Consider the following 25,996-nt stretch of genomic DNA (forward strand, 5'->3'; position numbering starts at 1 on the left):
ATATGAGCATAATGGTAACCGGCGGCGCCGGGTTTATCGGCAGTAATTTTGTACTGGATTGGTTAGCGTTATCGAATGAGCCGGTGATTAACCTGGATAAGCTGACCTATGCTGGAAATAGAGGAAATCTGGCGACGCTGATTCACGATCCCCGCCATACCTTGGTTCAAGGGGATATCGGTGACGCATTGCTATTGGCCAGCCTGCTGGAAAAATTCCGGCCGCGCTGCGTAATCCATTTCGCGGCGGAAAGCCATGTCGATCGATCCATTTTAAATCCCGGCGATTTTATTCAAACCAATGTGGTAGGCACTTTTCATTTGCTGGAGGCGGTGCGGAAATACTGGATGTCCGGCGGCGACGCCTTGAAAGCCGGCTTTCGCTTTTTACATGTCTCAACGGATGAAGTCTATGGCTCCCTGGACAACGTAGCGCCGGCTTTTCGCGAAACGGACAGATACGAGCCCAACAGCCCCTATTCCGCCAGCAAGGCCGCAAGCGATCATCTGGTGCGCAGCTATTTCCATACCTACGGCCTGCCGGTGATAACCACCCACTGTTCCAACAATTATGGTCCGTACCAATTCCCGGAAAAATTGATTCCGCTGATTATCCATAACGCATTAACGGGCAAAACCCTGCCCCTGTATGGCGACGGCCGGCAGGTAAGAGACTGGTTATATGTGAAGGATCACTGCGCCGCCCTTCGCTGCGTACTGGCGGCCGGCGAAGTGGGGCAAACCTATAATATCGGCGGTTGGAATGAAAAAACCAATATCGAGGTCGTGCAGACTTTGTGCCTGATCCTGGATCGGTTATGCCCTCCGGCCAGGGGGAAATCCTATGCCGGGCAAATCGCCCATATACAAGATAGACCGGGGCACGATCGCCGGTATGCGCTGAATGCCTCCAAGCTTGAAAACCGATTGGGCTGGAAACCGGTGGAAACCTTCGAGACGGGAATGGATAAAACGGTGCGCTGGTATCTGGAGCACCGGTCCTGGGTGGAGAATGTCACCAGCGGTAGCTATCTGCGCTGGGTTGAAAAACAGTATCAGGGAAAAGAGGCTTTGCCATGACCGCGGCATCGTACCGTATTTGTGCGGTTATCGTCACCTATGAGCCTGATTTACCGCTATTTGCCGACGTAATAGCCGCCATAAGCGGACAGGTGCAGGAAGTCATCATCGTCGATAACGGGTCTGCGGCATGTTGCCGCGCCGCGCTGGGTGAAATCGTCCGGGTTTCAGCGCATCGGCATCTTCTCCTGCATGAAGATAACCAAGGCATCGCCGCCGGCCAAAATCGCGGTATTACCCTGTCCCGGGCGTGGGGATGTACCCATACGCTGCTGCTAGATCAAGACAGCATCCCCGCCGCCGATATGGTTCGGCAATTATTGATGGTGGAGTCCGGTCTGCTGGCGCGCGGCATCAAGGTGGGAGCCGTTGGCGCCACGGCGGTCGACCGGCGGACTTCCACCCGGGCCGGGTTCGTGCGCAAACGGGGGATGCTGATTCACCGCTGCACTCCCCCTCCGCGGGAAGAGCATATCGAGACCGATTTTCTCATTTCATCCGGAACCCTGATCCGCACCGCCGTTTTCAAAGATACCGGCCTGTTGAACGACGGCTATTTTATCGATCATGTCGATACGGAATGGTGCTTTCGGGCGACCCATAAGGGCTATCGTCTTTTTGGTTCGAAGAAAGCGCTGTTAAGCCATTGCCTCGGCGAGACCGTCATCAAAATATGGTTTGCCCGCTGGCGCGAGGTCCCGCAGCATAACCCGCTGAGAAATTATTATACGTTCAGAAATACCATCAGGATGATTTACCATACCCCCATGAGCGCCTCCTGGCGTCTCGCCCATTGCTACCGCCTGGCGATGTTCTTTACCTTTTGCCTCATCGCCGGCAAGCCGAGGTTATTGCGTCTGAAAATGATGCTCCTCGGTTTGGCCCACGGCGTTAAAGGCGTGCAGGGCATCTTTACCCCTGACAGAAGAACATGATCCGCACGGCAGGGCCGCTTGCTGACAAAGCGCCAGGCCCGGACAGGCCGGGCCTTTATGTCAACATCCCCCGGCACCGATCCGTTCAACCGGTCAGGATACCGGCTCCTCCCTAGGGGTCATTACCGCTGAATCCAGATTTTCCATTACGTACCGGTAGATGCCGTCCATTTGCTGCTCCCATGATAACGGCGCCATGGTGGCGAGGCCGCCGTCGGCCAGCCGCTGTCGCAGCGAACGGTCATGATAAAGCGCGCTGAACGCCTCCAGCATCGCCTGTGGTACGGGATCCGCCAGGCAGGCATTTATCCCGTGCCGGCAGTGCCACTCCACATGCGGGCCGTTGTTGCAAATGACCGGCACCCCGGAAGCCATTAACTCAACGGGCAAATAGGAAAGATTGGTCCCGGAAAAGGCCATGCCGATATCACAGGTACGGTAAAGATCGCCGGTCTCCTTAAGCGTCAAATTGCCCATCAGCGTCGCCGGAAAGGGGGGTCGGGCCTGTAAATCCAGCCCCGCGATCACAATTTCAACGTCAGGAAACCGTTCAGCGATTTTTTTCAGCGCGGCCATTCCCAAATCAAAGCAGCGGCGCTCCGTAGAGGGCCGGCCGTAAAAAAACAGCCGCGACACCTTCTCGCGTACGCGGTAGTCCTTCACGCGCGGAGGGTGGAAAATTTGGCGATCCGCGGCAAAAAGAAAGTTCCGCGCCCGGCCGCCATGGGATTCATAGCACTGTTTCAGCCAACCGCCGCCGGTAATACCGATAAAACCAAAACCGTAGGTGGCGTTTGCCTGCATGGATGTCGTGCCGTAAGCGTAAAAAAGGCTCTCGTAATCCTGCATAAAATAAAATTTTTTATTGGTAAACTCGAAGGCCCTTACGTCATAGGCGGACTGCCAGGTGGTGGCGATGGCGGCGGTGCAGGAAGGCAATAAAGCCGGATCGATCATAACCTCTAACTGGCAATCCGGCAGCGCCGACATAAGCTCCTCTTGCAAATGTTTTACCGAGTGATGCCGGCGATTATCATGGATAAAAATAATATTCCGAGTGTCAAACCTGGCGAAATGATTGGCAAAACGAAATAAGGTATAATGACCTCCGCCCCAAACATTCGTCCAATCCGGCACAAACCAGATGAATGTCGGCCGCGGGTCTTTATTGGCAACCGGAACCACGGTACCGCCGTATTCAGTCCAGGGCTTATAATCAAGCACCGTGCCATAAGTCATTTCCGGATCCAGGTTTGTCATACCGGGCCAGACGCAGTGATGGCCGGCATTGACCTTTTGGTGTAATAACACAAAGAAACGGGGAAACTGCTTGAATAAGGCGAAAATAACGGCGTTACCCCAGCCAAATTCCTTGGCGTATTGCATAAAAAGTTTGATTTTATCATTCATGATTATGTTATTAGCCTTGGAAAGTAGCAATATATCTTGCGAGATCATCTTTCCAGTAACCGGGATTAATCGACTCGTCCAATGTGGATAAATAAAGGGATTTAATACCTTCAGAAAAAGGCCGAGGGGCCGACAGTGGGAACATGGAAGACTGAACGGGAACAATATCCCCCCGATAGTTCAAAAGATCGCCAATGGCGCGCGCGATATCGAAGCGGCTGATGGTTCCATTGCTGGCGAAATGAAAGGTGCCGGTTTGGCGCTGATTAATTGCCCACAGGATAAATTCGCTTAACTGAACGGCGTAGGTAATACTCCCCAACCGATCGCTCACCGCTTTCAACTCTGCCGCTCCATTTTTTATTTGCTGAATGATCTTGCCGACAAATTTATGATCTTTCCCCGGCCCGCCGCCTATCATCCAGCCGGCACGAAGAATCAGGTGCCGCTCGGGGCAATTGGCTTTCACCGCTTCTTCGCCGTTTAACTTTGAGCGGCCGTAATAATTTGTGGGAATGGGAATATCCAGTTCGTTATAGCTGATTTTGCCTTCTGCGCCGAAAACGTTTGAAGAAGAAATATACAGTAACCATGCGCCGCAGGCTTCAGCCGCCTTGGCAATTTGTTCCGTTGCCAGATGATTGCATATACCGGCCCGTGCCGGTTCTCTTTCACATAAATCCACATCGGTTTCAGCGGCAAAATGCAAAATGACATTCGGCCTCGCTTCCCTGATAAAGGAATAAATACACTTGGGATTCGACAGATCAAAGCGGTGGCGGTCAGCAACCACTATTTCGCAATGGGTATCACTCAACGCATTGGCAACATAGACACCGAGCATGCCGGTGCCGCCGGTAATGAATATTTTATCAGACATTGTTAAAAAACCTCCGCACCGGCCAAGGAATCCCCGGCCTGATCTTTAAAAGAGATGATGGGGTCAATATCAGTGTGAGCCATATCCTGCCATTTGATATCAATATCCGGATCGTCAAAGCGTATACAGCGATCGTATTGCGGATACCAATAATCGGTCACCATATATTGTAATTTTGCACTATCGGATATCACCAGGAAACCATGGGCGAAACCCTCCGGTATCCAGAGCTGATGAAAATTTTCGTCAGATAATAGCGCCCCTGCCCACTGGCCGAAGGTAGGCGAATTTTTTCGTAGATCAACGGCAACATCAAATACGGTCCCTTTAACCACCCGTACTAATTTCCCCTGCGGTTTACTCACCTGATAATGCAAACCACGTATCACGTTTCTTTTAGAAAATGATTCGTTACTCTGAACGAAATGTATTTCGCGATTGACCGCCTGTTGAAAGGCTTTAAGCTGAAAGCTTTCATAGAAATAACCTCGTTCATCTTTAAAGACTTGAGGTTCAAAAAGTAATACATCAGGAATGGGTAGCTTTGAGGGTTTCATTGGGTATTCTCTTTGAGCAAAAAATGCAGATATTGCCCGTAGCCGTTTTTCATCAATGGCCGGGCCAGCTTCGCGAGTTGTTGATCGTCGATCCATTGTTGTTTATAAGCAATTTCTTCCGGGCATGATACTTTCAGACCCTGCCGGCTTTCCAAAGTGGCAATGAATTGACTGGCATCCAATAAGGATTTATGGGTACCGGCATCCAGCCAGGTATATCCTCGCCCCATGACCTGTACCCTAAGGGCATTTTTTTCTAGATAAAGCCGGTTTAAATCGGTTATCTCAAGTTCGCCCCGTGAAGAGAGTTTCAATGTCCTGGTCAATTCACACACATCTTTATCGTAAAAATAAAGTCCTGTGACGGCGCTGTTTGACTTGGGATCGGCGGGCTTTTCCTCAAGGCTGATAACCCTACCATCCGCGCTCAGCTTCGCGACGCCATAACGCTCAGGATCCTGGACATGATAAACAAAGATGCTGGCGCCGCTCTCACAATAGGTCGCATTTTTCAATAAATGAGGCAGGTCGTTGCCATGAAAGATATTATCCCCAAGAATAAGAGCACAGGGATCGCCATTGAGAAATTCCTCTCCCAGGATAAACGCCTGCGCCACCCCATTGGGGGTCGGCTGTACCTGATAACGCAGCCTTATGCCCCATTGTTCTCCGCTGCCCAGCAATTGTTTGAAACGCGGCGTATCCAGCTCGGTGGAAATGATGAGAATATCTTTAATACCCGCAAGCATAAGTGTGCTTAACGGGTAATATATCATCGGCTTATCAAATACGGGCAGCAGTTGCTTTGAAATGGCCAATGTTGCGGGATGCAAACGGGTACCCGCTCCGCCAGCGAGAATGATGCCTTTCCGTTTCATGTGTATTTTCCTTTGAACTCCCGTATAGGATCTCGGCAAGAGGAAGAATGACAACTTGCGCGACCCAAAGCATATTGGCAAAAATCAATGGCAGGGCAGATTGGCGTATAATGTAATGATAATCATGCAACCAATTAGACATATTAATTTTATAGATAGCGATTAATAACCAATGCCTAATGGCTGATAACGACCAAAGTCGCTTCAATATAGCCTAAAGGGATAATTTTAATACCCACCCTCGGGAAACATATCTTTGCATAATTACACGTAAAGGCGGCTCCTACGCCCTTCTTGCCTAAGGGGTTGTAGTAAGTAGGATTTCAGCGGTATGATCCCACTGCAAGGCAATAATAGGATTAAAACAAATACATATTAGCTCCCGGTCACTAACGCCGTTGGATTAATCTATTAACCACAACACTGCGTCAGGTGCTCCCTGAACGGTCGAATTTTTATATTATTAGAATTATGATCAACCAGACTTGATACGGCTATTTATTCATCTTTACGGCTGGCGATCTGTCTTTTGAAGCCGCGAATAATATGCAATCTGGTTTTTTCGCTATAAAGAACCGGATTTTTCTCCTCGATAGCTGAAATTATTTCGTCATGCTCATCGCACAGAATATCGAGGTCCGGCACTCCCTGTCCTTCGTGAAATAAAAAAAGCTGCGGACCAAAATCGAGTACTGTATACATATCGTTTATCAAGCTATTTCCCGCCGCGTTGACGATGACTTTATGAAACTCAGCATTCATGGAAATAAGATCGCTGTAATTATCATAAACCCCGTCATGACCATGGGTACGAATATCATGATTCAAGCGTTTTAATTCACCCAATTCATCTTGCGTTATTTTTTCGATTACCGCATCCGCAATAGAGGATTCAATGAGCACGCGAGCCTCATGCCACTGATAAATATCATTATTACAGGGCTTTGCGGCCACTCTGAAGCCTTTATTATGCTCTAATATCAATAATTTTTCAGCGGTCAGCCTTACTAAGGCCTCCCTGATAGGAATGCCGCTGATACCGAATTTTACACTTAGGGCGCTGACGATAAGATGCTCTCCCGGTTGCAATTGATTGTATATGATCTCCTTTTTGAGAATATCATAAACTTCATCACTGACGCTTTTATTTTTAAGCATAACCTGTTCTCTTTATTTATTATCATTTAGGATGACACGGATGGTATATAATATATCATTCAAAAATGTTAAAAAATTAAATATTATTTGCATTAGATAATTGTCAAATTGGAGATTGAAAGCCGCTTTAAGCGGTGATTATAACGATAACCATATCATTAAAAAGCATTTGTTTCTATTGCCGACCAGAATTGAGTAATTATCCGAATATCAATTAAGCCCGTGGAAACCATCATCCAATGTAATTAGTTTTTCTACAGAGATAATTATTATTTATACGAAAAAAATTTGATCACCGTTATCCGGCTCCAATGATATTAGCGCCTTTTCATTGGTCAAATTATTCAGCAGGCAGGGCATAAGCGACACCCATGCCTATCCTTTCTATGGAACCCAGGCTATGCGTTGTTGAGACCCGCTATTCCAGCGTTAACCGCTGATGCCGGTTATGTATGCGGCGCCAGGCGGCCGGGCCGAAGGGACAGCGGCTCAGCCTCCTCCCCCCCCTGCCGTGAAGGTCAGAACGTCAGTCGCGCCTTGCGGATGGCGGCAATATGCTCCGGCCCGATACCGCAACAACCGCCCACTATGGTCGCGCCCTGATTAACCCAGCGGCGGACCCATTTCAGATAGTTTTCCGGATCGAGATCGGGCCGTATGCCGGAAATACCCGCATAAGGCTCATCGCTCGGCGGTTCGGGCAAAAAGGCATTGGCATAAACGCCCAGCCCTGCCGCCGGTGTCGGTGAAGCATCTATCACCCGTCGTGCGGCCATGATCGCCTCGCTCATGACCTCCGGCTGGCTGCAGTTAAACAAAACGGCATCGGCTCCCGCCGCAAGCGAAGCCGCCACCGCTTCTCCCACGCCTTCACCCGAGCGGAGCTCCGGCGGGCCGATACGCCCCGCCTCATCCTTCAGGGTATAAGAGATATAAACAGGCAATGAATTGGTTTGCCGGATAAAAGCCAGGTCGGTTAACGCTTCGGCGGTGGAGCTTTGTGTCTCAATCAGCCAAAAGTCAATATGCGGCGCCAGCCCCTGCACCAGCGGGGCAAGAATCTCGGGGGCGCGGGCGGCGATAAATTTATCCGGCCGATAGCTTTCAAACAGCGGCGGCAAGGACCCCGCCACACGGACCGGGGATGCCGAACGTCGGTCAGCGGCTCCGTCCGCCACGGCGCGGGCCAGGCGTCCCGCCCGGTCGGCCAGCGTTTGGGCCTGGGCGTGAAACCGAGCCTCCCCCAGCATATGGGGCACCAGTCCGAAGGTATTGGTGGTAATAATATCCGCTCCGCTGTCGGCGAACGCCTGATAGGCGCGGCTGACATATTCCGGCGCTTCAATAAGCGCCAGCGCCGACCATTCGGGAAGACGGAACGGCGCTCCCAGTCTTTCCAGCAATCGTCCCATGCCGCCATCAAGAATGGTGACGGCCCGCTTCGGGGCATGGCTTTGATTTGTGGGATTTGTGGCGCTAGCGTTCATCAGATACCGTTCCTCTCAACGTTGCGAATGCTGTTGTTCATAACCCTGCCCGAAATGGCGCTCCAGCCGCTGCTGAAAAAGCTCCAGGACAATCGACATAAGCCAATAGACGGCCGCCGCGGTGGCCAGCATTTCCATATAATGATAGGTACTTCGGCCATAGGATTGGGCCAGGAAATTGAGTTCCCACAATCCCATCAGCGACACCAGCGACGAATCTTTAAGCATCGAAATAAAGAGCGATCCCACCGGCGGCAAAATGATGCGCAGCGCCTGCGGCGCCACCACATGGGTCAAAATCACGCCACGGGAGAGGCCGAGCGCCATTGCCGCCTCTTTTTGTCCGTTAGGCACCCCTATCACTCCGCTGCGAATGGTTTCCGCCAGATAGGCGCCGTAATTCAGCGACAGGGCAACTATCCCTGAACTGAACGCCCCCAGGACAATGCCCGCCTGGGGCAGCGCCAGATAGATTATCAATACCTGCACCAACAGCGGCGTGCCGCGGAATAACGAGACGTAAAAAGTAGCGCAGCCGAAAGCGATGGCGCTGGCGGATAACCGTCCGGCGGAGGCTATAATGCCCAGCAGGATGCAAAACAGCATGGAAATCAGGGTGATCACCAGGGTTAACGCCGCTCCCTGGATGAAACCGTCCGGCGAAAGGTGCAATCCGAGCATAAACGGCAATTTTTGCCGGATCAGGCCGGTATCAAGACCCATGCGGGAAAACAGGCAGAGCAGCAGCGTCAATAGCAGCAGCCAGGTAAGACCGGTACGCAACCGGAATCCAAGGCCGCCTTTGGCCACCGACGCCGGGGGAGTTTGCCGTGAGGGCGCCGTCTCATCCTCGCCGTCGTTTTTGTTCGGATGCAAAGAGAATGGCAAAGCCATTACAGCGATGCCCTGGTGATATCTTCGCCAAACCAGTGCTGCGAGATTTTTGCCAAGGTCCCGTCGGCGCGCAAGGCATTGATTGTATCGGCGACCTTTTTATTCCACTCTGCATCGCCTTTATCGGTGGCGACCCAGTTCGGTTCGGCATAGAGTTCGGCGGCAATACGGAAAGAACTGGTTTTGGCGATGCGCGCCTTGGCCGTTGCCAAATCGGAGACCACCGCATCCAGGCGCGTGCCGGCGCCTAACGCCAGGTTCTGAAAGGCCACGGTTTCATCCGTGGGAATGATTTGGACATGATTAAACGGAAAATCAATAGGCTTGGCTCCCGGAATGACTAAGGTTTTATTCAGGTAATTCTCATAGCTGGAACCAATGCCGACCCCCACTTTTTTATTACTCAAATCCGCGGCGCTTTTAATGTTCTTTTCATCTCTGTTCACCACCAGTACCGCCGGGGAGCTGTAATAGGGCGCCGGAAAATCGAGGACTTTGGCCCGCTCGGAATTAGGCGTCATTGAACAGATGCAGACATCCCAGCGCCCGTTCCATTTGCCGCCGACGATGGTTTCCCATCCGGGCGCGGTCAGTTCCAGCGTAACGCCCAGCTTTTGCGCCACCGCTTTCGCCACATCCACATCAAATCCGGCCAATTGGTTATTTTCATCAATAAAACCAAAGGGAGGGTAATCATTAACCAACACATCATGCAGCACTTTTGATTGATTTACCCGGTCAAGGGTTGAACCCGCGCTGGCGGGTTGCGCCCCAAAAAGGAAAATGGCGGCGGCCAGTGTCGATAGTCTTAGAAATGCGGACATTTTTTACCCTGATCTTTCCATAAGAGAAGCCTATGACCACAACTTAGTAAACCAACCAGCGCTTTCAAAATACCAAAGCGGTATATCTTATATAAATCATCTTCAAAGGGGGATTAAGCTGCAACGGGATTTGCTAAGTTTACGATTTCATGTAAACTAATCTTGATAAATCGTAAAGTTTTGGGGTGCCCATGGGAATAGTCGCTAAAAAAACCACTAACCATCAAATTGGCCGTCAGTCCGTTAGCCTTGACCACTCCGAACTGGTCAGGGCGCGTCTAGCCAACCTTGCGGAACACTTTATCGATGTGCTCAGAAATAAAGACGCGGACAATATCCATGCTTTATTAACACTACCGGACGACCAATTCTGGTCCGAAATCAAAGGGCGCGCTAACCATATCGAAATTGTGGAAATGAGTACTCCCGAGAAAATAGAGCATCAAGAATATATTGATAATCGAAATGCTTTTCTTGCTCATCTGGGAAAATACGGCGGGGTCTATAAATCCAGCATGGTAGCTGAAATCCTGGGCATCTCCCGTCCTACCGTCAATAAATACGGCGAGCAAAGCAAGATCATCGTCCTGAACTGGGGAAGCGAAAATCTCTACCCGGTTTTTCAATTTTCCACTGATGAAAATAACGGCGAGAGAGGCCTGCTGAAAGGGTTGCCGGAGATATTAGCCAGCTTGCGAAACGTCAGCAACGTAAGAAAGTGTAATTTTTTCACCCGCGAAATTGATACGCTGGACAAAGCGCTGGATAAGCCCACGACTGCCCTGGAAACATTGCGCAAAGGCGCCACGGAAGAGGAAATACGCCAATTGGTCAGGCTGGCGGGCATCTTCGGCACCCCCGACGCGGCGTAGCGGCGAACAAGGGCCACTACCGATTTTATACAGATACAGTCCTAATACCGACGGGCAGAACTCGCCATAGTCCACAGCGGCATTATCCGGTAATGCGAATGTCCAGGTGGTCTCTCAGCATATCCCTGGCGCTGACGCCTTCATGCTGAAAGTCGGACAGCCGCTTGACGGATTTAGTGGTGATGAGGCCTGCGCCTGACGAGTCCTCGCACCAGAATACCGTGCAGCATTGTCCGGTCATGCATGACAGGTATTCCAATCCATCCACGTGCTTTGACAGTATTGCCGCCAGCATTTGTGTATTACGGTAATTACCCCCCATCAATTCCCCTAGCGGAACATGCAGCAAGGGGGCCAGCGCCGTTAAATCGATAATCGACAGATCCCGTACCGCCGTGACGATTGCCATGCAATTTTTAGTAAAATCTTCCAGATCGATAAAACGTTCCCCTTTGTACATTTCAGCGCAGGCCGTTACCGGCACGGCCGTGACATAAAATGTGCCCTTGCTTCGATCGGGAATAGCGTAACGGGACTCTCTTTTAGGATCTTTATTAAAAAAAACGCCGTTCCCGTCGTAAAAATTATCCTGTAAACGAAAATAGTCAGTTGAAGCGGGGTATGTCTTGACAATTTTACTTCCGGCAACCTTTATTTTTTGAATTATTTGATCCATTCTATATTCAATGTTACCCCATACCTTTAGTAGCATAAAATATTTACTTTAAAGTGATTAGATAGAAACATTTATGCTTCCTTATGGTTTATAGGGCTGACTCCCTAATAGAAAATAATACTCAATTGATAAGATACGGAGCAAGCCTTCGGCAGGGATATTTAGGTAATGTTTATTTGTAAACGATTTTAATTATTATTTACCCATGTTTAAGAGCATGTCGATTATCTAAAATCCAGCTAACAATATAACAATTTTTATCAAGGGAATATTTTTGCAGATTTTTTCCGTTAAACGAAGTATAAATTATCTTTTAATAATAACCATATTAATTGTGTGTATATAAAAGGCCAATGTCGGGTAAAACAATGACTAGCGCAGAGCGTCTGAAGAGTATCTTGCAGGGTAAACCCGTTGATAGAACCCCTATTGCCGGTTGGTTGCATATGCCGTTGGTGGACAGGGTTATCCCGGAATTCGTCGGGGCGACCGTTCAGTTCACCGATGAGAATGAGTAGGATTTTGTCAAGGTCATGTCCAACGGACATTACATGGCCGAGGCCTATGGGGCCGATATCCTGTTTTCCACCGACCCAACGCAATGGTCGGGTACTTTCCGTTCATATCCGGTGAAAAGCCCTCGCGACCTCTTGACGCTACCGGTACTGGATAAAACCAATAGCGCACTGGCGCGGGAAATTTCGGTAACCGCTGCCCTGGTACAACATTATCAGGGAAAAGTACCCATTGTGGCGACGCTGTTCACTCCCCTTACCTGGATTCAGGAAATGAGCAGCTCCACCGATCCACGCCTGACCAGGGAGTTTATGCAACGGCATAAAAAAGCATTGCACAGGGGCCTTGAAGCCCTGCTCTCAACTCAGTTGAATTTTCTTGACGGGTTGCTGGCGGCGGGTATCGACGGTATTTTTCTGGCCTCGCAGTTTATCAGCGGCGAGGTCATCGGCCGGGAAGAATATCATGAATTCTGTCGCCCCTATGACCAGAGGATTCTGGACTATATCAAAGGCAGGACCTGGTTCAATATTCTGCATGTACACGGCAACAAGCGGTTGCTGTTCGATGAGTGCCTTGATTACGATGTGCAGGCATTTAATTGGGAAGACGCACCCTATGGCGTACCGGACACGCAGCGGAGCAGTATAAAAGCCATACGCGGCTTGACCGATAAAATCATCATAGGCGGTATCGATCAGCACCATGATTTTTCCCAGGAGGAGAATAACCGGGATGTCATTAGGGCGCGGCTCCAGCTGCAATATCAGCGCGCAATGCAAGAATCAGGCGGAAATAAGTTTATCTTCGCCCCCGGCTGCGCGCTGCCGCAAGATATACCCCGAGACATTTTCAAGCTGCTAAAAGAGGTAGTGGGACAGTCCTCACGCCCATGACTAGCCGAAGAGTTTGAACTGCGCGGTCAGCTTACGTACGTTTTTTTTACCACCGATAATCGCCATCCCCAGCAGTTGCAGCTGTTCGGTTTTCTGCCCCAGCACCATTGCGGTAAAGTCATCATAGCGGGTAGTCTCCTGCCCCTCAACGGGAAAGATGACCTTATCCACATCCTGGGCCCGGCAGCTTTCCAGCAGTATTTTCAGCTGGTCGGCCGACGCGGCCAGCACCGGTATTCCGATGGGGATCAGTCCTGGATATTCGCAGCGATCGCCGTCGATCAGGGGTTGTCCCACCAGAGCGGGATGGCGTTGTCCCACCGTCAAGGCGATGACCGCGGCGGCATTCACCGCTTTGCCGGCGGGTAAACCGTCATCAAGAATGATGACGCAGCGCTCAGGTTGAAGGGACATCGTTTCGTTTATCGGAATCGAACTCATGATCATTCTCCTGCTGAATCGAATTCCGAGCATAGATCAGATGTTTTTACCGGTCTGGAACGATTGTGCAGATCCGCCGGTAGGCCGCGGGGGTAAGATAATAAGCGCGTTTAAACCAGCGCCCCAGATGGCTTTGATCGGCGAAACCCGTCTGGGCGGCCGCGTCCGCCGGCAAAAAACCCTTAGCCAATAATGCCCGCGCTTTAACCAGCCTCAGCTGCACCAGATAGGCGTGGGGCGGCAGACCGTAACGATGCTGAAATTGACGGGTTAACCGGAACCGGTCCATACCCGCCAACGCGGCCAGTTCCGTTAAACCGATTTCTTCACTTATATTGTCATGCAGATAATCCCGCACCCGCTGAAGAGCCGGATTTTTATTATCCGCCGTGACCCTTTTCTTACGCCAGGGATAGCGGCGGGTTAAGGCTGAAATCAAATGTTGCATCCCATGATCTTTGACGATTTTGAAATCCTGGCGGTGCAGGGCATCGAAAGCCGATAGCGTGGCGGCGGCCAATAGATCATCCTGGAACAGGGTAACCGGGAAGGAGAACTCCGCCCGATCCGGCGCGTTCTCGAAAATCTCCGGCAATTCGCGGCGCAGCAGTTCCGGCGGAATATACAGCATACGATAGGTGAACCCGTCCCGGTCCACCGCATCGCCATCGTGCACCTCCCCCGGCGCCAGGGTAAAAACCTTGCCGGGGGTGCTGCGGTATCTCACCCGGCCGGAATGGAACTGCTGCACCCCCGCTTCGGTGACGCCCACCAGATAGCTGTCGTGCCAGTGCGCGTCATAAGCGTGTCCCTCGAAATGCGCCCGGATGGTTTCTACCTGCGAATCCTTATCCTTTACGATATCCACCCATTGCGTCGTGGTCATGGAAGCTTGCCCGGCCCGTTGATTGAGAAAAAACTATACTAGCAGACACAGTAAGCAAGGCAGTGCTGACAAGCCGTTTTTTTGTTCAAAAATGTAAAGCAACAAACTGCCGTTATGCTAAAAATAAGCATAATGCTTGACAATGTAGCTTGGCATCGTTGCCACTGTCGAGTCCATTAGAAATTAATATAATATTTATTTCGGAAATTGTTTTTATTGATATTGTTTTAATAAAAATTATATAATTTATTTCTACTTTTGGCATGCGAATAAGTTTTACCTATAATAAGTGGTCATTAACCAGGCCTTCTGCCCATCTCAACGCTGCGCAATAAAAGACTGGATATGTGGCAAAAAATAGGCAAATCTAACGATTACGGCTCTTTTAACGGCAAAATAATAGCCGCCCATCCTAATAAACAGCTTTCTCTAAAAAGCAAAATACCTACTTGTCGAAACAGTTAATTTGATATTTATTTCCCCCGTATAGTTACGTTAATGGCGTATTAAAAGCATATGTATGATTATTAACGTTTTGAATAACATAAGTTTTAAAATTTCAACTTTATTTTCATATGCCTTTAGGTGGCGGTTTGACAAATTGATACGGTACTATCACTCTAAATGAGCGTTAGTTATTATTATCAATATTTTATTGAATCAATTTATTATAAATATATTATGGAGCCATAAAAAATGCCTACACTTCACAAGCCAGCGATATATCTGCCGGAGCATATTATCACCCTCGAGGAAACGCTTGATCTTGCGAAAAAGAATTTCAAAGACAATCCCAATTTGGAAAAATCCATCGAGCTGATAACCAATACAGGCGTGAAAAAAAGGCACATCATACAACCAATCGAGCTGGCGACATTGCATCCGGGTTTTGGCTATCGGAATGCCGTATTTGAATATCAATCCAAGCGACTGGTACCTAACGTGATAGAGGAAGCGTTGAGCCATGCCGATATCACCGCCAAGGATGTTTCCGCAATCATTTATGTGTCATGTTCAGGTTTTCTAATGCCGTCGCTGACCGCCTGGCTGGTGAATAAAATGGGATTCCCTTTGCAGACGGTGCAAATCCCTATCGCGCAGCTCGGCTGCGCCGCCGGTGGTTCGGCCATTAATCGCGCCCATGATTTTATACTGGCGCATCCCGGCAGCAATGTGCTTATTGTCAGCTGCGAATTCTGCTCACTAAGCTATCAGCCCACGGATGGTGATATCGGCAGCCTGCTGTCCGACGGATTATTTGGCGATGCGATAACGGCGGCAGTGGTGACCAGCCGCGCCGGCAACGGTCTGGAATTACAAAGAAACAGCAGTTATCTCATTCCGGATACCGATGAATGGATACGCTATGCGGTAAAAGATACCGGCTTTCATTTCCGGCTGGATAAACGGGTACCGGGCACCATGGCGCCTTTGGCCCCGGTCATGGCAGAACTGGCTTCGACGCATCATTGGCAGATTGACAGTCTCGATTATTATATTATCCATGCCGGCGGTCCGAGGATCTTAGACGATTTATGCAAATACCTCGGCGTGCAAAGGGAGAAATTCTCCTATAGCCGAGACACGCTGGTGAATTGCGGTAATATCGCCAGTTCAGTGGTATTTGAAGCCTATCGGCGCATGCACGAAGACAGCATTTTCAAATCCGACCAGAGGGGGATCATTGCCGGTTTTGGCCCGGGAATTATCGCGGAAATGAACCTTTCACAATGGCGATCCGCCGAAATTTCGCGGCTCACGGCGTAGAATATCTCTCAGGCCCATAGGGCGGGCGTCCAGGCCGCCCGAATCGGCTGCCCGGTAGTCCTTTACCGCGCTGAAGACGGAACGTTCTCCATGCCGATATGCGGTATACCGTCTTCTTCATACAGCTCGGTGACCGCATGAAATCCGAAACGACCATAAAATTTCTGTAAATGCGCCTGGGCGGAGAGATGAATCTTCCGGCCCGGCCACCGCGACGCACAGGCCTCCAGCGCCTGTTCCATCAGCCGATTACCCAGATTCATCCCGCGAGCCCGGGGCGAGACGATAACCCGGCCTATGGACAAGGTATCTTCACCGGTAAGAATCCGGGCATACGCAACCAGTTCACCCGCCATATAGCCCGCGACATGGCGGTTGTCATCCAGAAGATCCTGGCCGTCGATATCCTGGTAGGGGCAGGTCTGCTCTACGATAAACACCGCATTACGCAACGCGAGAATGTCATATAGACGTTGTACCGTCAGCTCATGGTGATGCCAGTCGTACCACGTTACATTCATTGAGCTTCCTTAGAAATCGGCTGAAAATTATCAATTCGCCACCTTTATATCCACCATTACTGTAAAATGCAAATATAATTATTGGATTGAAATTAACAATGACTGTTATAAGCATCGGAACGCTACTTCCCCCTTCAATGAGACTGAATATTTAAGTTTCCACAGGTTATAATAGCCCATAAACAGAGCGATTAAATTATCGATAAATATTTAAAACGTCATGATTACAATAGTCTGAATGGCATATTTTTTTGCAAGTGTATTTATTGCGTTAACTTAATCTAAAATCATTTTTTTAATAACCATCTTCACGATGATAATTATGTGTTGGATACCATTGGCATATATAACAGATTGATATTTGTCCCTCAATAAATAATGCCTCCAATTTCTATTCAACAATAGATGGGCCGATTTTTTAATCTGTTAGATTATTATTTTCATTCAAAGAGAGTCATCATGAAAAGACAATTCGCAAGTGTTATCTCTCCGGTTGAATTAAAAACCATTCAACCCATCAGCAGTACGGAACGGCAAGGCAAGATCAGCGATTTATTCACTATCTGGTTTGGTTCCAATATCATGATGCTGACGGTGATCACCGGTTCGCTGGCGGTGTGTGTATTCAATTTATCTTTTTTCGCCGCGGCGGCGGCGGTGATTATAGGTAATCTGGCGGGGGCCGTTTTTATGGCCCTGCACTCAGCCCAAGGCTCACAGCTGGGCGTGCCGCAAATGATCCAAACCCGCGGTCAGTTCGGATCCTTCGGCGCCTTGCTGGTTGTGGTCTTAGTGGTGGTGATGTACCTGGGCTTTTTTGCCTCCAATCTGATATTGGGCGGCCAGGGGCTGCACGCCATCTGTCCCCCGCTCAGTATCAACGGCGGCATTGCCATCGTCGGCGTCTTGAGCGTTACCGCCACGGCTTTCGGCTATAAACTTATACACGCCTACACCCGAATCATGTCCTGGCTGTCCGGTACTGCCCTGTTACTGTGTTTTGGCTGGATTCTGCTGGTAACCGGTTTGCCGGAGGCGTTCTTTAGCCACCGTCCGCCGACGTTTGCCGGTTTTTTCGGCGCCCTGTCTATTGCCGCTCTGTGGCAGTTGGCCTATGCCCCCTATGTGTCCGACTACTCCCGTTACATGCCGGAAAACAGCCATCAGGGTAAAGTATTCTGGGCCAGCTATTGGGGCTGCTCCCTGGGGTCCATTCTTCCGATGATCCTGGGCGTGGTGATCGCCCTGTGCTGGAAAGACGATGATGTCGTTACCGGCCTGGTGACCCTCACCGGCGGAGCCAGCGCCCTGATAGTGGCGATTTTCTCCGTGGGCATCGCCGCCACCAACGCGATGAATCTGTATTGCGGAACGCTGTGCGCGTTAACCGTCGGCCAGACACTGGCGCCGGCATGGTCTCCCCGCTCCGGCGCGCGCATTATCCTGGCCCTGGGGATGTTTACCTTGTCACTGCTGCTGGCGGTGGCGGGCCAGGGAAATTTTCTGGTGAATTACATCCATTTCATTCTGTTGTTGCTGTATGTGTTGATCCCGTGGACCGCCATCAACCTGGTGGATTATTACCTCATCGCCCACGGCAGCTACCATGTCCCCTCTTTTTTTCGGCAAGACGGCGGTATCTACGGCTATTTCAATTACAGGGCCATAGCTTGCTACCTGCTGGGCATCCTGGTGCAAATCCCCTTTATCGCCACCGATGTCTACACCGGCTGCATCGCCCGCGCCATGGGAGGCGCGGATATCTCATGGATCGTCGGTCTGATGGTAGTCTGTCCGGTCTATTACCTGATGAGCAGGGGAGTACGGGCGTCAGCCCACAGTCCGGCCTGATTCGCCCGACCGTTTTTTAACGTATTCAGGCGAAAATCGATGTCGGTCCGCTGCCTGATGTCGTATTTGACGCCAAATCGGTCGCAATGTTGATGGCCCCGGAACGGCGCTATGCAAAGATGATGCAGCGGGCATTTTTCACTGTTAGAACACCTATTATGCGGATACCTTGATGCAGATACTTGAAACAGTCTGGATTACCTTGCAGGATGGCTGCAAGCTCGCGGCGCGGATCTGGCTGCCGGACGGTCCCCGGCCGGTGCCGGCGATACTAGAATACCTGCCCTATCGCCGGCGGGACAGGCATCGCGGCGATGATGCCATTCTCCATCCCGGCCTGGCGGAAAGCGGTTATGCGGCCGTGCGGGTGGATATGCGCGGCGCGGGGGATTCCGACGGCCTGATGAACGACGAATACACTCCCCGTGAGTGGGCCGACGCGTGCGAAGTCATCGCCTGGATTGCCCAACAGCCCTGGTGTTCGGGGGCGGTGGGCATGATTGGCATCTCCTGGAGCGGATTCAACTCTCTGCAAATCGCCGCGTTGCGTCCCCCGGCCTTGAAAGCCATCGTCACCGCCTGCTCTACCGACGATCGTTATGCCGACGATATGCATTACATGGGCGGGGTGCTGCTTAACGATAATCTGCAATATGGCTCCACGCTGTTTACCTGGACGCCGACCCCGCCGGATCCGGACATCGTCGGCGACAAGTGGAAATCAATGTGGCTCCAACGGCTGAACGCCATGGAGCTGCCCCCGGCGAGCCGCTGGATGGCGCATCCCACCCGTGATGATTACTGGCGCAGCGGCTCGGTATGCGAAGACTACTCCCGTATCGAGGTGCCGGTGCTGGCGGTGGGCGGCTGGGCCGACGGTTATACCAATACCGTGCTGCGTCTGCTGGAAAACCTGCCGGGACCGCGCAAAGGGCTTATCGGTCCTTGGGGCCATGCCTTTCCTCATGTCGCCACGCCGGGCCCGCGCATTGATTTCATCCGCTACGTGACGCGCTGGTTTGATCACTGGCTGAAGAATGAGCCCACCGGCATTATGGATGAGCCGATGCTGACCTACTGGCTGCAGGAGGCGGAACCGCCGCGGGTCAGTTATACCGAACGCCGCGGTCGCTGGGCCGCCGAACAGCATTGGCCCGCACCGGCCATTGCGCCCCAGCGGTGGGCGCTGTCTCCGGACGGACGGCTGGAGACGTCTTGGCTGGATGACGGCGCCGAGGATGGCGGCGCCGCGATTGTCCGCCGGGGAGAGCCCCGCCACGAGGGATTGGTTCCCTTTACCCAGTCCATTTGTTCCCCTGCCGCCACCGGCATCGTTTCCGGGGAATGGTGTCCTTATGGCAACGGGCCGGATATGCCGGGGGATCAGCGGGAGGATGATGCCGGCTCCGCCTGTTTTGACAGCCCGGTATTCACGGCGCCGTTGCAAATTACCGGCCGTCCGGTGATAAGACTCGGCCTGTCGTCCGACAGCAGCCAGGGAATGATTGCCGTGCGGCTGAACGCCGTGGCGCCGGACGGCACCTCGCTGCGTATCACTTATGGCCTGCTCAATCTCACCCAGCGTAACGGCCATGATCGGCGCGAACCGCTGACGGCGGGGGAGCGCTATGATGTGGCGTTAACGCTTAATGCCGCGGCGTTTATTCTGCCCGCCGGCTATCGTCTGCGGGTGGCGGTATCCACCGCTTACTGGCCGCTGGCGGCGCCGCTGCCGGTCCGCACGACCTTGACATTGCATAGCGGCACCCTTGAACTGCCGGTTCGCGACAGCGGGATTGCCTCAACCCCGCCCCCTTGTCTCGGCAGGCCGCCGGTTCCCCCCGCCCTGCCTTCCCGTATCATCGTGCCGCCGCAACGGGGACGGCTGCGCCTGATCCGGGATATGAACGACGGCGATACCACCCTGGAGGTTGTGCGCAATCTGGGAGCGATATACCTGGAAGAAACCGGGCTGCGGCTGGACGCCTTGGGCCGTGAAACCTATAAAGTCAACGCCCTGGACCCCTGCGCCGCCAGCTCCAGGGCGGTGCGCAGCGCCGGTTTTCACCGCGGCGAGTGGCACGCCAGGCTGGAGGTCAGCAGCCTGCTGACCGCCGATGACGGCGGATGGCGCCTGGTATCCAGCCTGGAAGCCTTTGACGGCGACAGCCGTATCTTTCATCGTCGCTGGGACGATTATTATCCTTTTTTCAGCGACATCGCTCCCAAGGGAGACGCAACATGAATATCGGCATTGCCCAAATAACGGGCACTCCCGCAAGGGAGAGTGAAATAGTGGATTGGGTTCGCGAATCCATGGACGCGTTGCCGGACGCCGACATGATTATGCTGCCGGAGTTGGCGTTGTGCGGTTATGACGATCCCCATCGGGTCCGCAGTCTGGCGCTGGAAAGAGAGGGGCCGGTGCTGGGGAAGCTGGCGCAATTGGCCGCGGAAAAAGAGCAGGCGCTGGTATTCGGCTACGCGGAACGCGACCCCGCCGGACTGTATAACTCTTTACAGGTGATTGACGGCCAGGGCCGGGTGCGGGCCGATTACCGCAAAATCCATCTCTGGTCCGGTTATGAGACGGCGCTGTTCCAGACCGGTGAAAGCTTTGCCAGCTTTGCCCTGGGGGGACTGCGCTTCGGCCTGCTGATTTGCTATGACCTTGATTTCCCCGAGTCGGTCCGGGCATTGGCCCTTAAGGGAATGGATTGCCTGTTGTGCCTTAGCGCCACCACTCCCGGTTATGATGTGGTGCCACGCCATGTGGTGCCGACCCGCGCCTATGAAAACGGCTGTTTTGTCGCGTTCGCCAACCGCGGCGACAGCGGCTGCATCGGACAAAGCCGGATTGTGGGACCCGACGGCGGTATCGTCGCGTCGCTGCCGGGCAGCGGAGCGGCGCTGCTCATGGGAGAAATCAGCCTGACGGCCCTTGAGCAGTGGCGCCTGGGCCATGCCTACCTGGCGGAGCGCCGCACGGATCTGTATTGATTATGAGAGATTTTTTTTCTGTCTGACGCGGCGCATGGCCGATGGCAAAACACCGAAGGTGCGGCGAAACCAGCCGGCGAAGTGCGATGTGGAGCCGAACCCTGCCGAAACCGCGATTTCGATAATCGACTGGTCGGAATAAATCAGCATCTCCCGCGCCTGCTCAAGGCGCAGCTCCAGATAAAAGCGCTGCGGCGTTTTATCGAAATAGTGTGCGAACAGCCGCTCGAGCTGGCGCTTACCGACGCCGGCCCGCTTGGCAACCTCCGGCAACGAGATGGGATCTTCTATATGCGCCTGCATAACGGCGATAGCGGCGCCAAGAGGGGCGGGCATCGCCGCGCCGGCGGGACGCCCGCCCCGCTGATCGTCTTCAGCGCTGCGAATCCGTTCATGATGAAACTGATTGGCGATGGAGGCGGCATGTTCATCGCCGTAGCGTTCGGCAATGAGATTAAGCATCATATCCATGGCCGCCGTCCCGCCGGAGCAGGTGAGTCTTCCGCGATCGATTTCAAAAATTTTATGGGTACATTGGATATCCGGATAGACTTCCTTAAACGCCGAACGGCTTTCCCAATGGATGGTGCAGCGATACCCTTTAAGCAGCCCGCATTTGGCCAGCAAAAAGGTTCCGGTGGAAAGCGAACCGATAATGATCCCGGCACGGGCGGCCTGCCGCATGGCCTTTTGGTAGCCGCGTTCATACTTGGGCGCCACCACCCGCTCGCCGCCGCAGATAAAAAGATAATGAGAGCCGGGCATGACGTCATCGATGGACCGGGTGGGGAAAGGAATGCCGTTGGCGGCCACCACCGGCTCTCCGTTCAAGCTGGCCAAGTGCCAATTGAAGGCCTGTTTTTCATACAGCCGATTATAGGAACGCAACGGCTCAATGGCCGAGGCCAGACTCATCATGGAAAAGTCATGGCCAAGTAAAAAAGTGAACACGAGGGGTTCGACAAGAGGCATAGGTTCAAATCACTTCAATCTATAATATCACCGGTAAACAATACCCTATAGCCGTCATCTTTCAAGCCGCAGCGTGAAAGCTATTGGGCATTGCTTAGGTATTAACCGCCAATTGTCTTGATTCTCGCCGGAAAGCGATGTTCCCATTGCCGCTGGAAAATCTCCCGATCGTTTTCCCAGGCGCTATAGCTTGAGTTCAATACCAGGCCGCCGTTTTGCCATGCCAGGCGGCTTTCGCTGCGCAGTTCGATATGCCAGCCGGGGCGCTGGTAGCGCTGTCGGCGTTCGGCCTGCCAGCGGGCGGTTTCCGCGGTGGCGCCGATCTCATATGCCTCATGGCCTTCGCTATCAAAACTCAATTCGCCGATGCGGGTTTTCTGCCGCCGGGCATCCATTGTCAGCCGGTGGGTATTGCTGCCGGCATCCCAACTGAGCCGGCGGGCGGTGACTTCCGGAGCCATGACCTCATGATCCAGCGCCGGCGCTGAGCGGGGGGGGCCAAAAGCATCAGGCTTATCCGGCAGGCTTTCGGTTCGCAGCGGCAGCCGGAACCGGCCGGTGGCGGGGAGTATCTGAACCGGCCCCTGCCCTGGTTCGGCCCAGGCCATGGGCCAATATGCCGTGGAGAGCGCCAGCCGGATCCGGCTGCCGGCGGAAAACCGGTAGACAACGCCTTTAAGAGGCAATACCACAGGAAAAGTCTGGCCGGCGGGGACGTCCGGCCGGCTCAGCCGGTGTATGCCAAAGGTCACCCGCGCCGAACGGCCGTGGACATCCACCTCGTTCAGCCGCAGAACCAGCATGGCCGACGGCGTTTCAAAGGCGATATCCACCGTCAACTCCGCCTTGCCGCACAAAATAAGCGGGGCTTCCAGTACCGGCGCATCGAAACACACCGACAAACCATCATCGGCGCGCTGATCCCCTTGGAATTCAGGCGCATTGCCGCCGCCATCAAGGGGACACCACTCGCCGCCCATGGCGCCGCAGTGCGCCGGGGTATCAATGAGCAACGGCGCCGCGGCGGCGGGTGCATCAGTCAACAGGCCGTCCCCAAGATAAAAGTCATGATGATTTGTGGTGGCCGGCCATTGGGACGCGGTGATCCAGTGGCCGTCCAGCGTCAGCGATGACGGGTCGGGACGCAGCTGTTCCCCCTGCCATAGATGCAGCATCGGTTCATCCATGATGCCGGTTTGTTCGCCAAGCAGCCAATGCCGCCAAAATCGCAGGCATTCTCCGAGAAAATCAATTGCCGGACCGGGAGTGCCCCAATTGGGGTAGATATGGGTCCAGGGACCGATAAGACCCTTGCGCGGCACGTCAAGGTGCTCCATCAACCGTAATATGGCGTCGGAATAACCGTCTGTCCAGCCCCCCACCGCGTACACGGCGCACTGAATGTCGCGATAATTTTCATTTATCGACCCGTGCCGCCAGTAGTCGTCACGTTCCATATGCGCCAGCCAGTGGGCCAGCGGCGGTTCCATGCCCTCCAGACGCGCCAGCCATTGCTCGCGCCAGCCGTCGCCTACATAGGCTGGATCAAGGGGGCGTCCCAGCTGGGTAAATAAACCGCTGCCCCATTGCAGACCGTCGGTGAGCAGCGCCCCACCCATAAAATGCACGTCGTCCGTGTAGCGATCGTCGGTGGAACAGCAGGTGATAATCGCCTTCAGGGCCGGCGGGCGCCGGGCGGCGATTTGCAGGGCCGCGAACCCGCCCCAGGAGATGCCGATCATGCCGACGTTGCCGTTGCTCCAGCTTTGCCCGGCAATCCAGGCAATCACTTCCACCGCGTCGTCTTGCTCCTGTGACAGGTATTCGTCCCGCAGCAGGCCCCCCGAATTACCGCTGCCGCGTAAATCGATGCGCATGGCGGCAATGCCGTGGGCGGCGAAATAACCGTGGATCATCGAATCCCCCACCGCGGTATTATCCGACTGGCGATAAGGAATCCATTCCAGCACCAACGGCACCCGCCCCGGCCCATTAGGCAGCCACAGCCTGGCCGTGAGTTGGGTACCATCCGAAAGGGGGACGGTTATCTGACGAAAAGCCGGTACAGTGAGAGTATTGTCTATGGTGTCCGACATGGTCGGTCCTCCTGGCGATAAATAGTTAAGAATGAGGCGGCGATAACCGGCGCCGGGTTCCGAAGCGTTCCCAGGCGGCAATGGCGGCAGCGCCCGCCAGGCACAGCAGGCCGCCGACAATCATGGTCAGCGGCAGTCCCATGATCTCCGCCACGCCGCCGCAGATAATGGCGCCTATGGGCACCGTGCCGATTAACATCATGGAATAAAACGACATCAGCCTGCCCCGCAGGCCGTCGGGAACCTGGTGTTGCAGCAGCGAGTTCGAGGTGAGGTTCTGGGTCAGGATGGCGTAACCGATAGGCGCGGCAATCAGCGCGCTCAGCCAAAACAGGTGGGACAGGCCAAGGCATATTTGCGCAATCCCCAGCATCAGTGCGGCCCATAGCGGCCAGGGGCGCATGGGTTCAATACTGCTGCTGTAAGCCAGGCGCAGCGCGGCCACCAGCGCGCCGATGCCGGTAATGCTCATCAGAATGCCCGATCCGGCCGGGCCGCCTTTTAATACCCGATCGGCCAGCATCGGCAGGAACGAGAAATAGGGCACGCTGGTGAGGCTGCACAATCCCACCAGCAGCAAAATGCGCAGGGCATCGGCGTCATGGCGCAGAAAGCGCAGTCCTTCGGCCATTTCCGCCAGCAGACCGCCGGTCCGAACGGTGGGGGGACGCTGGGGAATACGCATCCCTGCCAGAAAGAGAATCAGCGGCACATAAGAGAGGGCAATAAAGGCGAAACACCAGCCCTCCCCCAGCTTATCCACCAGCAGGCCGCCCAGGGCGGGGCCGATAAGCCGGGCGCCGTTGAATATCACCGAGTTAAGCGCCAGGGCGTTGCCTAAATCGTTATATTCCACCAGATCCACCACCAGTGATTGCCGGCCCGGCAAATCGAAGGCGCTGATAAGACCCAGTCCGAGGGCGATGAAAATGGCTATCCTGGCGGTTATCCAATGATTCAAGGTGAGTATCGCCAGCATTGAGACCAGCACCGTCAGGCCGATTTGCGTGGCCAACACCAATTTGCGCCGATCGCAGCGATCGACGATGACGCCGGTGAATAACCCGAATATTAAAATGGGACCCTGGCTGCAAAAGGCCAACAGGCCCAGCATTACCGGCGACGCGACCCCGAGACGCCAGATAAGCCAGCCCAGGGCAATGGTGTGAATCCAGTTACCGATTACCGATAACAGCTGACCGCCGAAAAACCGACGGTAATTAGGGTGCCTTAAAGCGCTGCCGGCGGACCGTAGGCTCTTTTTAGGCGCGAGGGGAAGACGGGCAGTACTCAAGGAAGCTCCCACGTTAAGACAGGGGCGAAAACAGCGCCACCGGCTTATTGATCTTTTTTTGTTGAAGGCCCGCACCGTCTCCGGGCCGTGAGGGTGAAAACTCTGT

The 25,996-nt window shown here is 53.2% G+C and carries 24 protein-coding genes; 9 read left to right on the forward strand and 15 right to left on the reverse strand.

What is annotated here, in order from left to right; genetic code table 11:
- Positions 1–2: 2 nt before the first annotated feature.
- The gene (rfbB, locus tag ACL2XO_RS27700; RefSeq protein WP_413726112.1) at positions 3–1,079 is read left to right on the forward strand and encodes a dTDP-glucose 4,6-dehydratase; all 1,077 of its coding nucleotides are present in this window, start codon (positions 3–5) and stop codon (positions 1,077–1,079) included.
- A complete protein-coding gene (locus ACL2XO_RS27705) occupies positions 1,076–2,014 on the forward strand; it encodes a rhamnosyltransferase (protein WP_413726113.1) in 939 nt (312 codons plus the stop codon). Before rfbB ends, ACL2XO_RS27705 begins: the two co-directional genes overlap by 4 nt.
- 93 nt (positions 2,015–2,107) lie before the next feature.
- On the opposite strand, the gene ACL2XO_RS27710 is transcribed toward ACL2XO_RS27705, so the two are convergent.
- The 8 genes from ACL2XO_RS27710 to ACL2XO_RS27745 all read right to left on the reverse strand — a co-directional run bounded on the left by ACL2XO_RS27710 (position 2,108) and on the right by ACL2XO_RS27745 (position 10,102).
- Positions 2,108–3,424: a glycosyltransferase family 4 protein gene (locus ACL2XO_RS27710; protein ID WP_413726114.1), complete on the reverse strand. Its 1,317-nt coding sequence runs from the start codon at positions 3,422–3,424 to the stop codon at positions 2,108–2,110.
- 10 nt (positions 3,425–3,434) lie between these two features.
- A complete protein-coding gene (locus ACL2XO_RS27715; protein ID WP_413726115.1) occupies positions 3,435–4,304 on the reverse strand; it encodes an SDR family oxidoreductase in 870 nt (289 codons plus the stop codon).
- Between the two features lie 2 nt (positions 4,305–4,306).
- Positions 4,307–4,861: a dTDP-4-dehydrorhamnose 3,5-epimerase gene (rfbC, locus tag ACL2XO_RS27720; protein WP_132924202.1), complete on the reverse strand. Its 555-nt coding sequence runs from the start codon at positions 4,859–4,861 to the stop codon at positions 4,307–4,309.
- Positions 4,858–5,739 carry a glucose-1-phosphate thymidylyltransferase RfbA gene (gene rfbA, locus ACL2XO_RS27725; RefSeq protein WP_132924201.1) on the reverse strand — a complete coding sequence of 294 codons (882 nt, stop codon included), beginning with the start codon at positions 5,737–5,739 and terminating at the stop codon, positions 4,858–4,860. The genes rfbC and rfbA overlap by 4 nt, the downstream gene beginning before the upstream one ends.
- Positions 5,740–6,237: 498 nt before the next feature.
- A complete protein-coding gene (locus ACL2XO_RS27730; RefSeq protein WP_413741998.1) occupies positions 6,238–6,897 on the reverse strand; it encodes a GntR family transcriptional regulator in 660 nt (219 codons plus the stop codon).
- A 518-nt stretch (positions 6,898–7,415) separates the two neighbouring features.
- Positions 7,416–8,384, reverse strand: a complete 969-nt coding sequence (locus ACL2XO_RS27735) for a homocysteine S-methyltransferase family protein (RefSeq protein WP_413726118.1) — start codon at positions 8,382–8,384, stop codon at positions 7,416–7,418.
- A gap of 15 nt (positions 8,385–8,399) precedes the next feature.
- Complete coding sequence (locus ACL2XO_RS27740) at positions 8,400–9,278, reverse strand: amino acid ABC transporter permease (RefSeq protein ID WP_413741999.1); 879 nt, start codon at positions 9,276–9,278, stop codon at positions 8,400–8,402.
- Positions 9,278–10,102: a transporter substrate-binding domain-containing protein gene (locus ACL2XO_RS27745; RefSeq protein WP_413726120.1), complete on the reverse strand. Its 825-nt coding sequence runs from the start codon at positions 10,100–10,102 to the stop codon at positions 9,278–9,280. Before ACL2XO_RS27745 ends, ACL2XO_RS27740 begins: the two co-directional genes overlap by 1 nt.
- A gap of 191 nt (positions 10,103–10,293) precedes the next feature.
- On the opposite strand from ACL2XO_RS27745, the gene ACL2XO_RS27750 reads away from it, so the two are divergent.
- On the forward strand, positions 10,294–10,974 hold the full coding sequence (locus ACL2XO_RS27750) for a hypothetical protein (RefSeq protein WP_413726121.1): 681 nt from the start codon (positions 10,294–10,296) through the stop codon (positions 10,972–10,974).
- A gap of 82 nt (positions 10,975–11,056) precedes the next feature.
- Here ACL2XO_RS27750 and ACL2XO_RS27755 read toward each other — a convergent pair whose 3' ends face one another.
- Complete coding sequence (locus ACL2XO_RS27755; protein ID WP_165934197.1) at positions 11,057–11,650, reverse strand: RES domain-containing protein; 594 nt, start codon at positions 11,648–11,650, stop codon at positions 11,057–11,059.
- A gap of 368 nt (positions 11,651–12,018) precedes the next feature.
- On the opposite strand from ACL2XO_RS27755, the gene ACL2XO_RS27760 reads away from it, so the two are divergent.
- Both ACL2XO_RS27760 and ACL2XO_RS27765 read left to right on the forward strand, forming a co-directional pair.
- Positions 12,019–12,168 carry a hypothetical protein gene (locus tag ACL2XO_RS27760; RefSeq protein ID WP_413742000.1) on the forward strand — a complete coding sequence of 50 codons (150 nt, stop codon included), beginning with the start codon at positions 12,019–12,021 and terminating at the stop codon, positions 12,166–12,168.
- Between the two features lie 15 nt (positions 12,169–12,183).
- Positions 12,184–13,062, forward strand: a complete 879-nt coding sequence (locus tag ACL2XO_RS27765; protein WP_413742001.1) for a uroporphyrinogen decarboxylase family protein — start codon at positions 12,184–12,186, stop codon at positions 13,060–13,062.
- Here ACL2XO_RS27765 and ACL2XO_RS27770 read toward each other — a convergent pair whose 3' ends face one another.
- Both ACL2XO_RS27770 and ACL2XO_RS27775 read right to left on the reverse strand, forming a co-directional pair.
- Positions 13,063–13,503: a DUF2000 domain-containing protein gene (locus ACL2XO_RS27770; RefSeq protein WP_413742002.1), complete on the reverse strand. Its 441-nt coding sequence runs from the start codon at positions 13,501–13,503 to the stop codon at positions 13,063–13,065. It lies immediately after the preceding gene.
- 46 nt (positions 13,504–13,549) lie between these two features.
- Positions 13,550–14,389, reverse strand: coding sequence for an AraC family ligand binding domain-containing protein (locus ACL2XO_RS27775; RefSeq protein ID WP_413742003.1), 840 nt, complete (start codon positions 14,387–14,389; stop codon positions 13,550–13,552).
- Positions 14,390–15,085: 696 nt separating this feature from the next.
- Here ACL2XO_RS27775 and ACL2XO_RS27780 point away from each other — a divergent pair.
- Positions 15,086–16,156, forward strand: coding sequence for a type III polyketide synthase (locus ACL2XO_RS27780; RefSeq protein WP_413726125.1), 1,071 nt, complete (start codon positions 15,086–15,088; stop codon positions 16,154–16,156).
- A 62-nt stretch (positions 16,157–16,218) separates the two neighbouring features.
- Here ACL2XO_RS27780 and ACL2XO_RS27785 read toward each other — a convergent pair whose 3' ends face one another.
- A complete protein-coding gene (locus tag ACL2XO_RS27785; RefSeq protein ID WP_413726126.1) occupies positions 16,219–16,677 on the reverse strand; it encodes a GNAT family N-acetyltransferase in 459 nt (152 codons plus the stop codon).
- Positions 16,678–17,136: 459 nt separating this feature from the next.
- Here ACL2XO_RS27785 and ACL2XO_RS27790 point away from each other — a divergent pair, with 459 nt between their 5' ends.
- From ACL2XO_RS27790 to ACL2XO_RS27800, 3 genes are all read left to right on the forward strand, one after another.
- Positions 17,137–18,528 carry a purine-cytosine permease family protein gene (locus tag ACL2XO_RS27790; RefSeq protein WP_413742004.1) on the forward strand — a complete coding sequence of 464 codons (1,392 nt, stop codon included), beginning with the start codon at positions 17,137–17,139 and terminating at the stop codon, positions 18,526–18,528.
- A gap of 172 nt (positions 18,529–18,700) precedes the next feature.
- Positions 18,701–20,773, forward strand: a complete 2,073-nt coding sequence (locus ACL2XO_RS27795) for a CocE/NonD family hydrolase (RefSeq protein ID WP_413742005.1) — start codon at positions 18,701–18,703, stop codon at positions 20,771–20,773.
- On the forward strand, positions 20,770–21,528 hold the full coding sequence (locus tag ACL2XO_RS27800; RefSeq protein ID WP_413726129.1) for a nitrilase-related carbon-nitrogen hydrolase: 759 nt from the start codon (positions 20,770–20,772) through the stop codon (positions 21,526–21,528). The genes ACL2XO_RS27795 and ACL2XO_RS27800 overlap by 4 nt, the downstream gene beginning before the upstream one ends.
- On the opposite strand, the gene ACL2XO_RS27805 is transcribed toward ACL2XO_RS27800, so the two are convergent.
- The 3 genes from ACL2XO_RS27805 to ACL2XO_RS27815 form a co-directional block, all read right to left on the reverse strand.
- Positions 21,529–22,500: a GlxA family transcriptional regulator gene (locus ACL2XO_RS27805; protein ID WP_413742006.1), complete on the reverse strand. Its 972-nt coding sequence runs from the start codon at positions 22,498–22,500 to the stop codon at positions 21,529–21,531.
- 101 nt (positions 22,501–22,601) lie between these two features.
- On the reverse strand, positions 22,602–24,596 hold the full coding sequence (locus ACL2XO_RS27810; protein WP_413726130.1) for a CocE/NonD family hydrolase: 1,995 nt from the start codon (positions 24,594–24,596) through the stop codon (positions 22,602–22,604).
- Between the two features lie 25 nt (positions 24,597–24,621).
- Positions 24,622–25,890: an MFS transporter gene (locus ACL2XO_RS27815; RefSeq protein WP_413742007.1), complete on the reverse strand. Its 1,269-nt coding sequence runs from the start codon at positions 25,888–25,890 to the stop codon at positions 24,622–24,624.
- Between the last annotated feature and the right edge of the window lie 106 nt (positions 25,891–25,996).

Source organism: Sodalis sp. RH15 (assembly GCF_047324255.1).
GTDB classification, from domain to species: domain Bacteria; phylum Pseudomonadota; class Gammaproteobacteria; order Enterobacterales; family Enterobacteriaceae; genus Acerihabitans; species Acerihabitans ligni.

Excerpts from the sequence above, each read along its gene's own strand:
- ACL2XO_RS27800 (WP_413726129.1), top strand. The coding sequence starts at position 20,770 with ATGAATATCGGCATTGCCCAAATAACGGGCACTCCCGCAAGGGAGAGT.
- rfbC (WP_132924202.1), bottom strand. The coding sequence starts at position 4,861 with ATGAAACCCTCAAAGCTACCCATTCCTGATGTATTACTTTTTGAACCT.
- ACL2XO_RS27770 (WP_413742002.1), bottom strand. The coding sequence starts at position 13,503 with ATGAGTTCGATTCCGATAAACGAAACGATGTCCCTTCAACCTGAGCGC.
- ACL2XO_RS27730 (WP_413741998.1), bottom strand. The coding sequence starts at position 6,897 with ATGCTTAAAAATAAAAGCGTCAGTGATGAAGTTTATGATATTCTCAAA.
- ACL2XO_RS27755 (WP_165934197.1), bottom strand. The coding sequence starts at position 11,650 with ATGGATCAAATAATTCAAAAAATAAAGGTTGCCGGAAGTAAAATTGTC.
- ACL2XO_RS27740 (WP_413741999.1), bottom strand. The coding sequence starts at position 9,278 with ATGGCTTTGCCATTCTCTTTGCATCCGAACAAAAACGACGGCGAGGAT.
- ACL2XO_RS27780 (WP_413726125.1), top strand. The coding sequence starts at position 15,086 with ATGCCTACACTTCACAAGCCAGCGATATATCTGCCGGAGCATATTATC.
- ACL2XO_RS27775 (WP_413742003.1), bottom strand. The coding sequence starts at position 14,389 with ATGACCACGACGCAATGGGTGGATATCGTAAAGGATAAGGATTCGCAG.
- rfbB (WP_413726112.1), top strand. The coding sequence starts at position 3 with ATGAGCATAATGGTAACCGGCGGCGCCGGGTTTATCGGCAGTAATTTT.
- ACL2XO_RS27765 (WP_413742001.1), top strand. The coding sequence starts at position 12,184 with ATGTCCAACGGACATTACATGGCCGAGGCCTATGGGGCCGATATCCTG.
- ACL2XO_RS27750 (WP_413726121.1), top strand. The coding sequence starts at position 10,294 with ATGGGAATAGTCGCTAAAAAAACCACTAACCATCAAATTGGCCGTCAG.
- ACL2XO_RS27710 (WP_413726114.1), bottom strand. The coding sequence starts at position 3,424 with ATGAATGATAAAATCAAACTTTTTATGCAATACGCCAAGGAATTTGGC.
- ACL2XO_RS27745 (WP_413726120.1), bottom strand. The coding sequence starts at position 10,102 with ATGTCCGCATTTCTAAGACTATCGACACTGGCCGCCGCCATTTTCCTT.
- ACL2XO_RS27795 (WP_413742005.1), top strand. The coding sequence starts at position 18,701 with ATGCAGATACTTGAAACAGTCTGGATTACCTTGCAGGATGGCTGCAAG.
- ACL2XO_RS27760 (WP_413742000.1), top strand. The coding sequence starts at position 12,019 with ATGACTAGCGCAGAGCGTCTGAAGAGTATCTTGCAGGGTAAACCCGTT.
- ACL2XO_RS27810 (WP_413726130.1), bottom strand. The coding sequence starts at position 24,596 with ATGTCGGACACCATAGACAATACTCTCACTGTACCGGCTTTTCGTCAG.
- ACL2XO_RS27705 (WP_413726113.1), top strand. The coding sequence starts at position 1,076 with ATGACCGCGGCATCGTACCGTATTTGTGCGGTTATCGTCACCTATGAG.
- rfbA (WP_132924201.1), bottom strand. The coding sequence starts at position 5,739 with ATGAAACGGAAAGGCATCATTCTCGCTGGCGGAGCGGGTACCCGTTTG.
- ACL2XO_RS27785 (WP_413726126.1), bottom strand. The coding sequence starts at position 16,677 with ATGAATGTAACGTGGTACGACTGGCATCACCATGAGCTGACGGTACAA.
- ACL2XO_RS27735 (WP_413726118.1), bottom strand. The coding sequence starts at position 8,384 with ATGAACGCTAGCGCCACAAATCCCACAAATCAAAGCCATGCCCCGAAG.
- ACL2XO_RS27790 (WP_413742004.1), top strand. The coding sequence starts at position 17,137 with ATGAAAAGACAATTCGCAAGTGTTATCTCTCCGGTTGAATTAAAAACC.
- ACL2XO_RS27805 (WP_413742006.1), bottom strand. The coding sequence starts at position 22,500 with ATGCCTCTTGTCGAACCCCTCGTGTTCACTTTTTTACTTGGCCATGAC.
- ACL2XO_RS27715 (WP_413726115.1), bottom strand. The coding sequence starts at position 4,304 with ATGTCTGATAAAATATTCATTACCGGCGGCACCGGCATGCTCGGTGTC.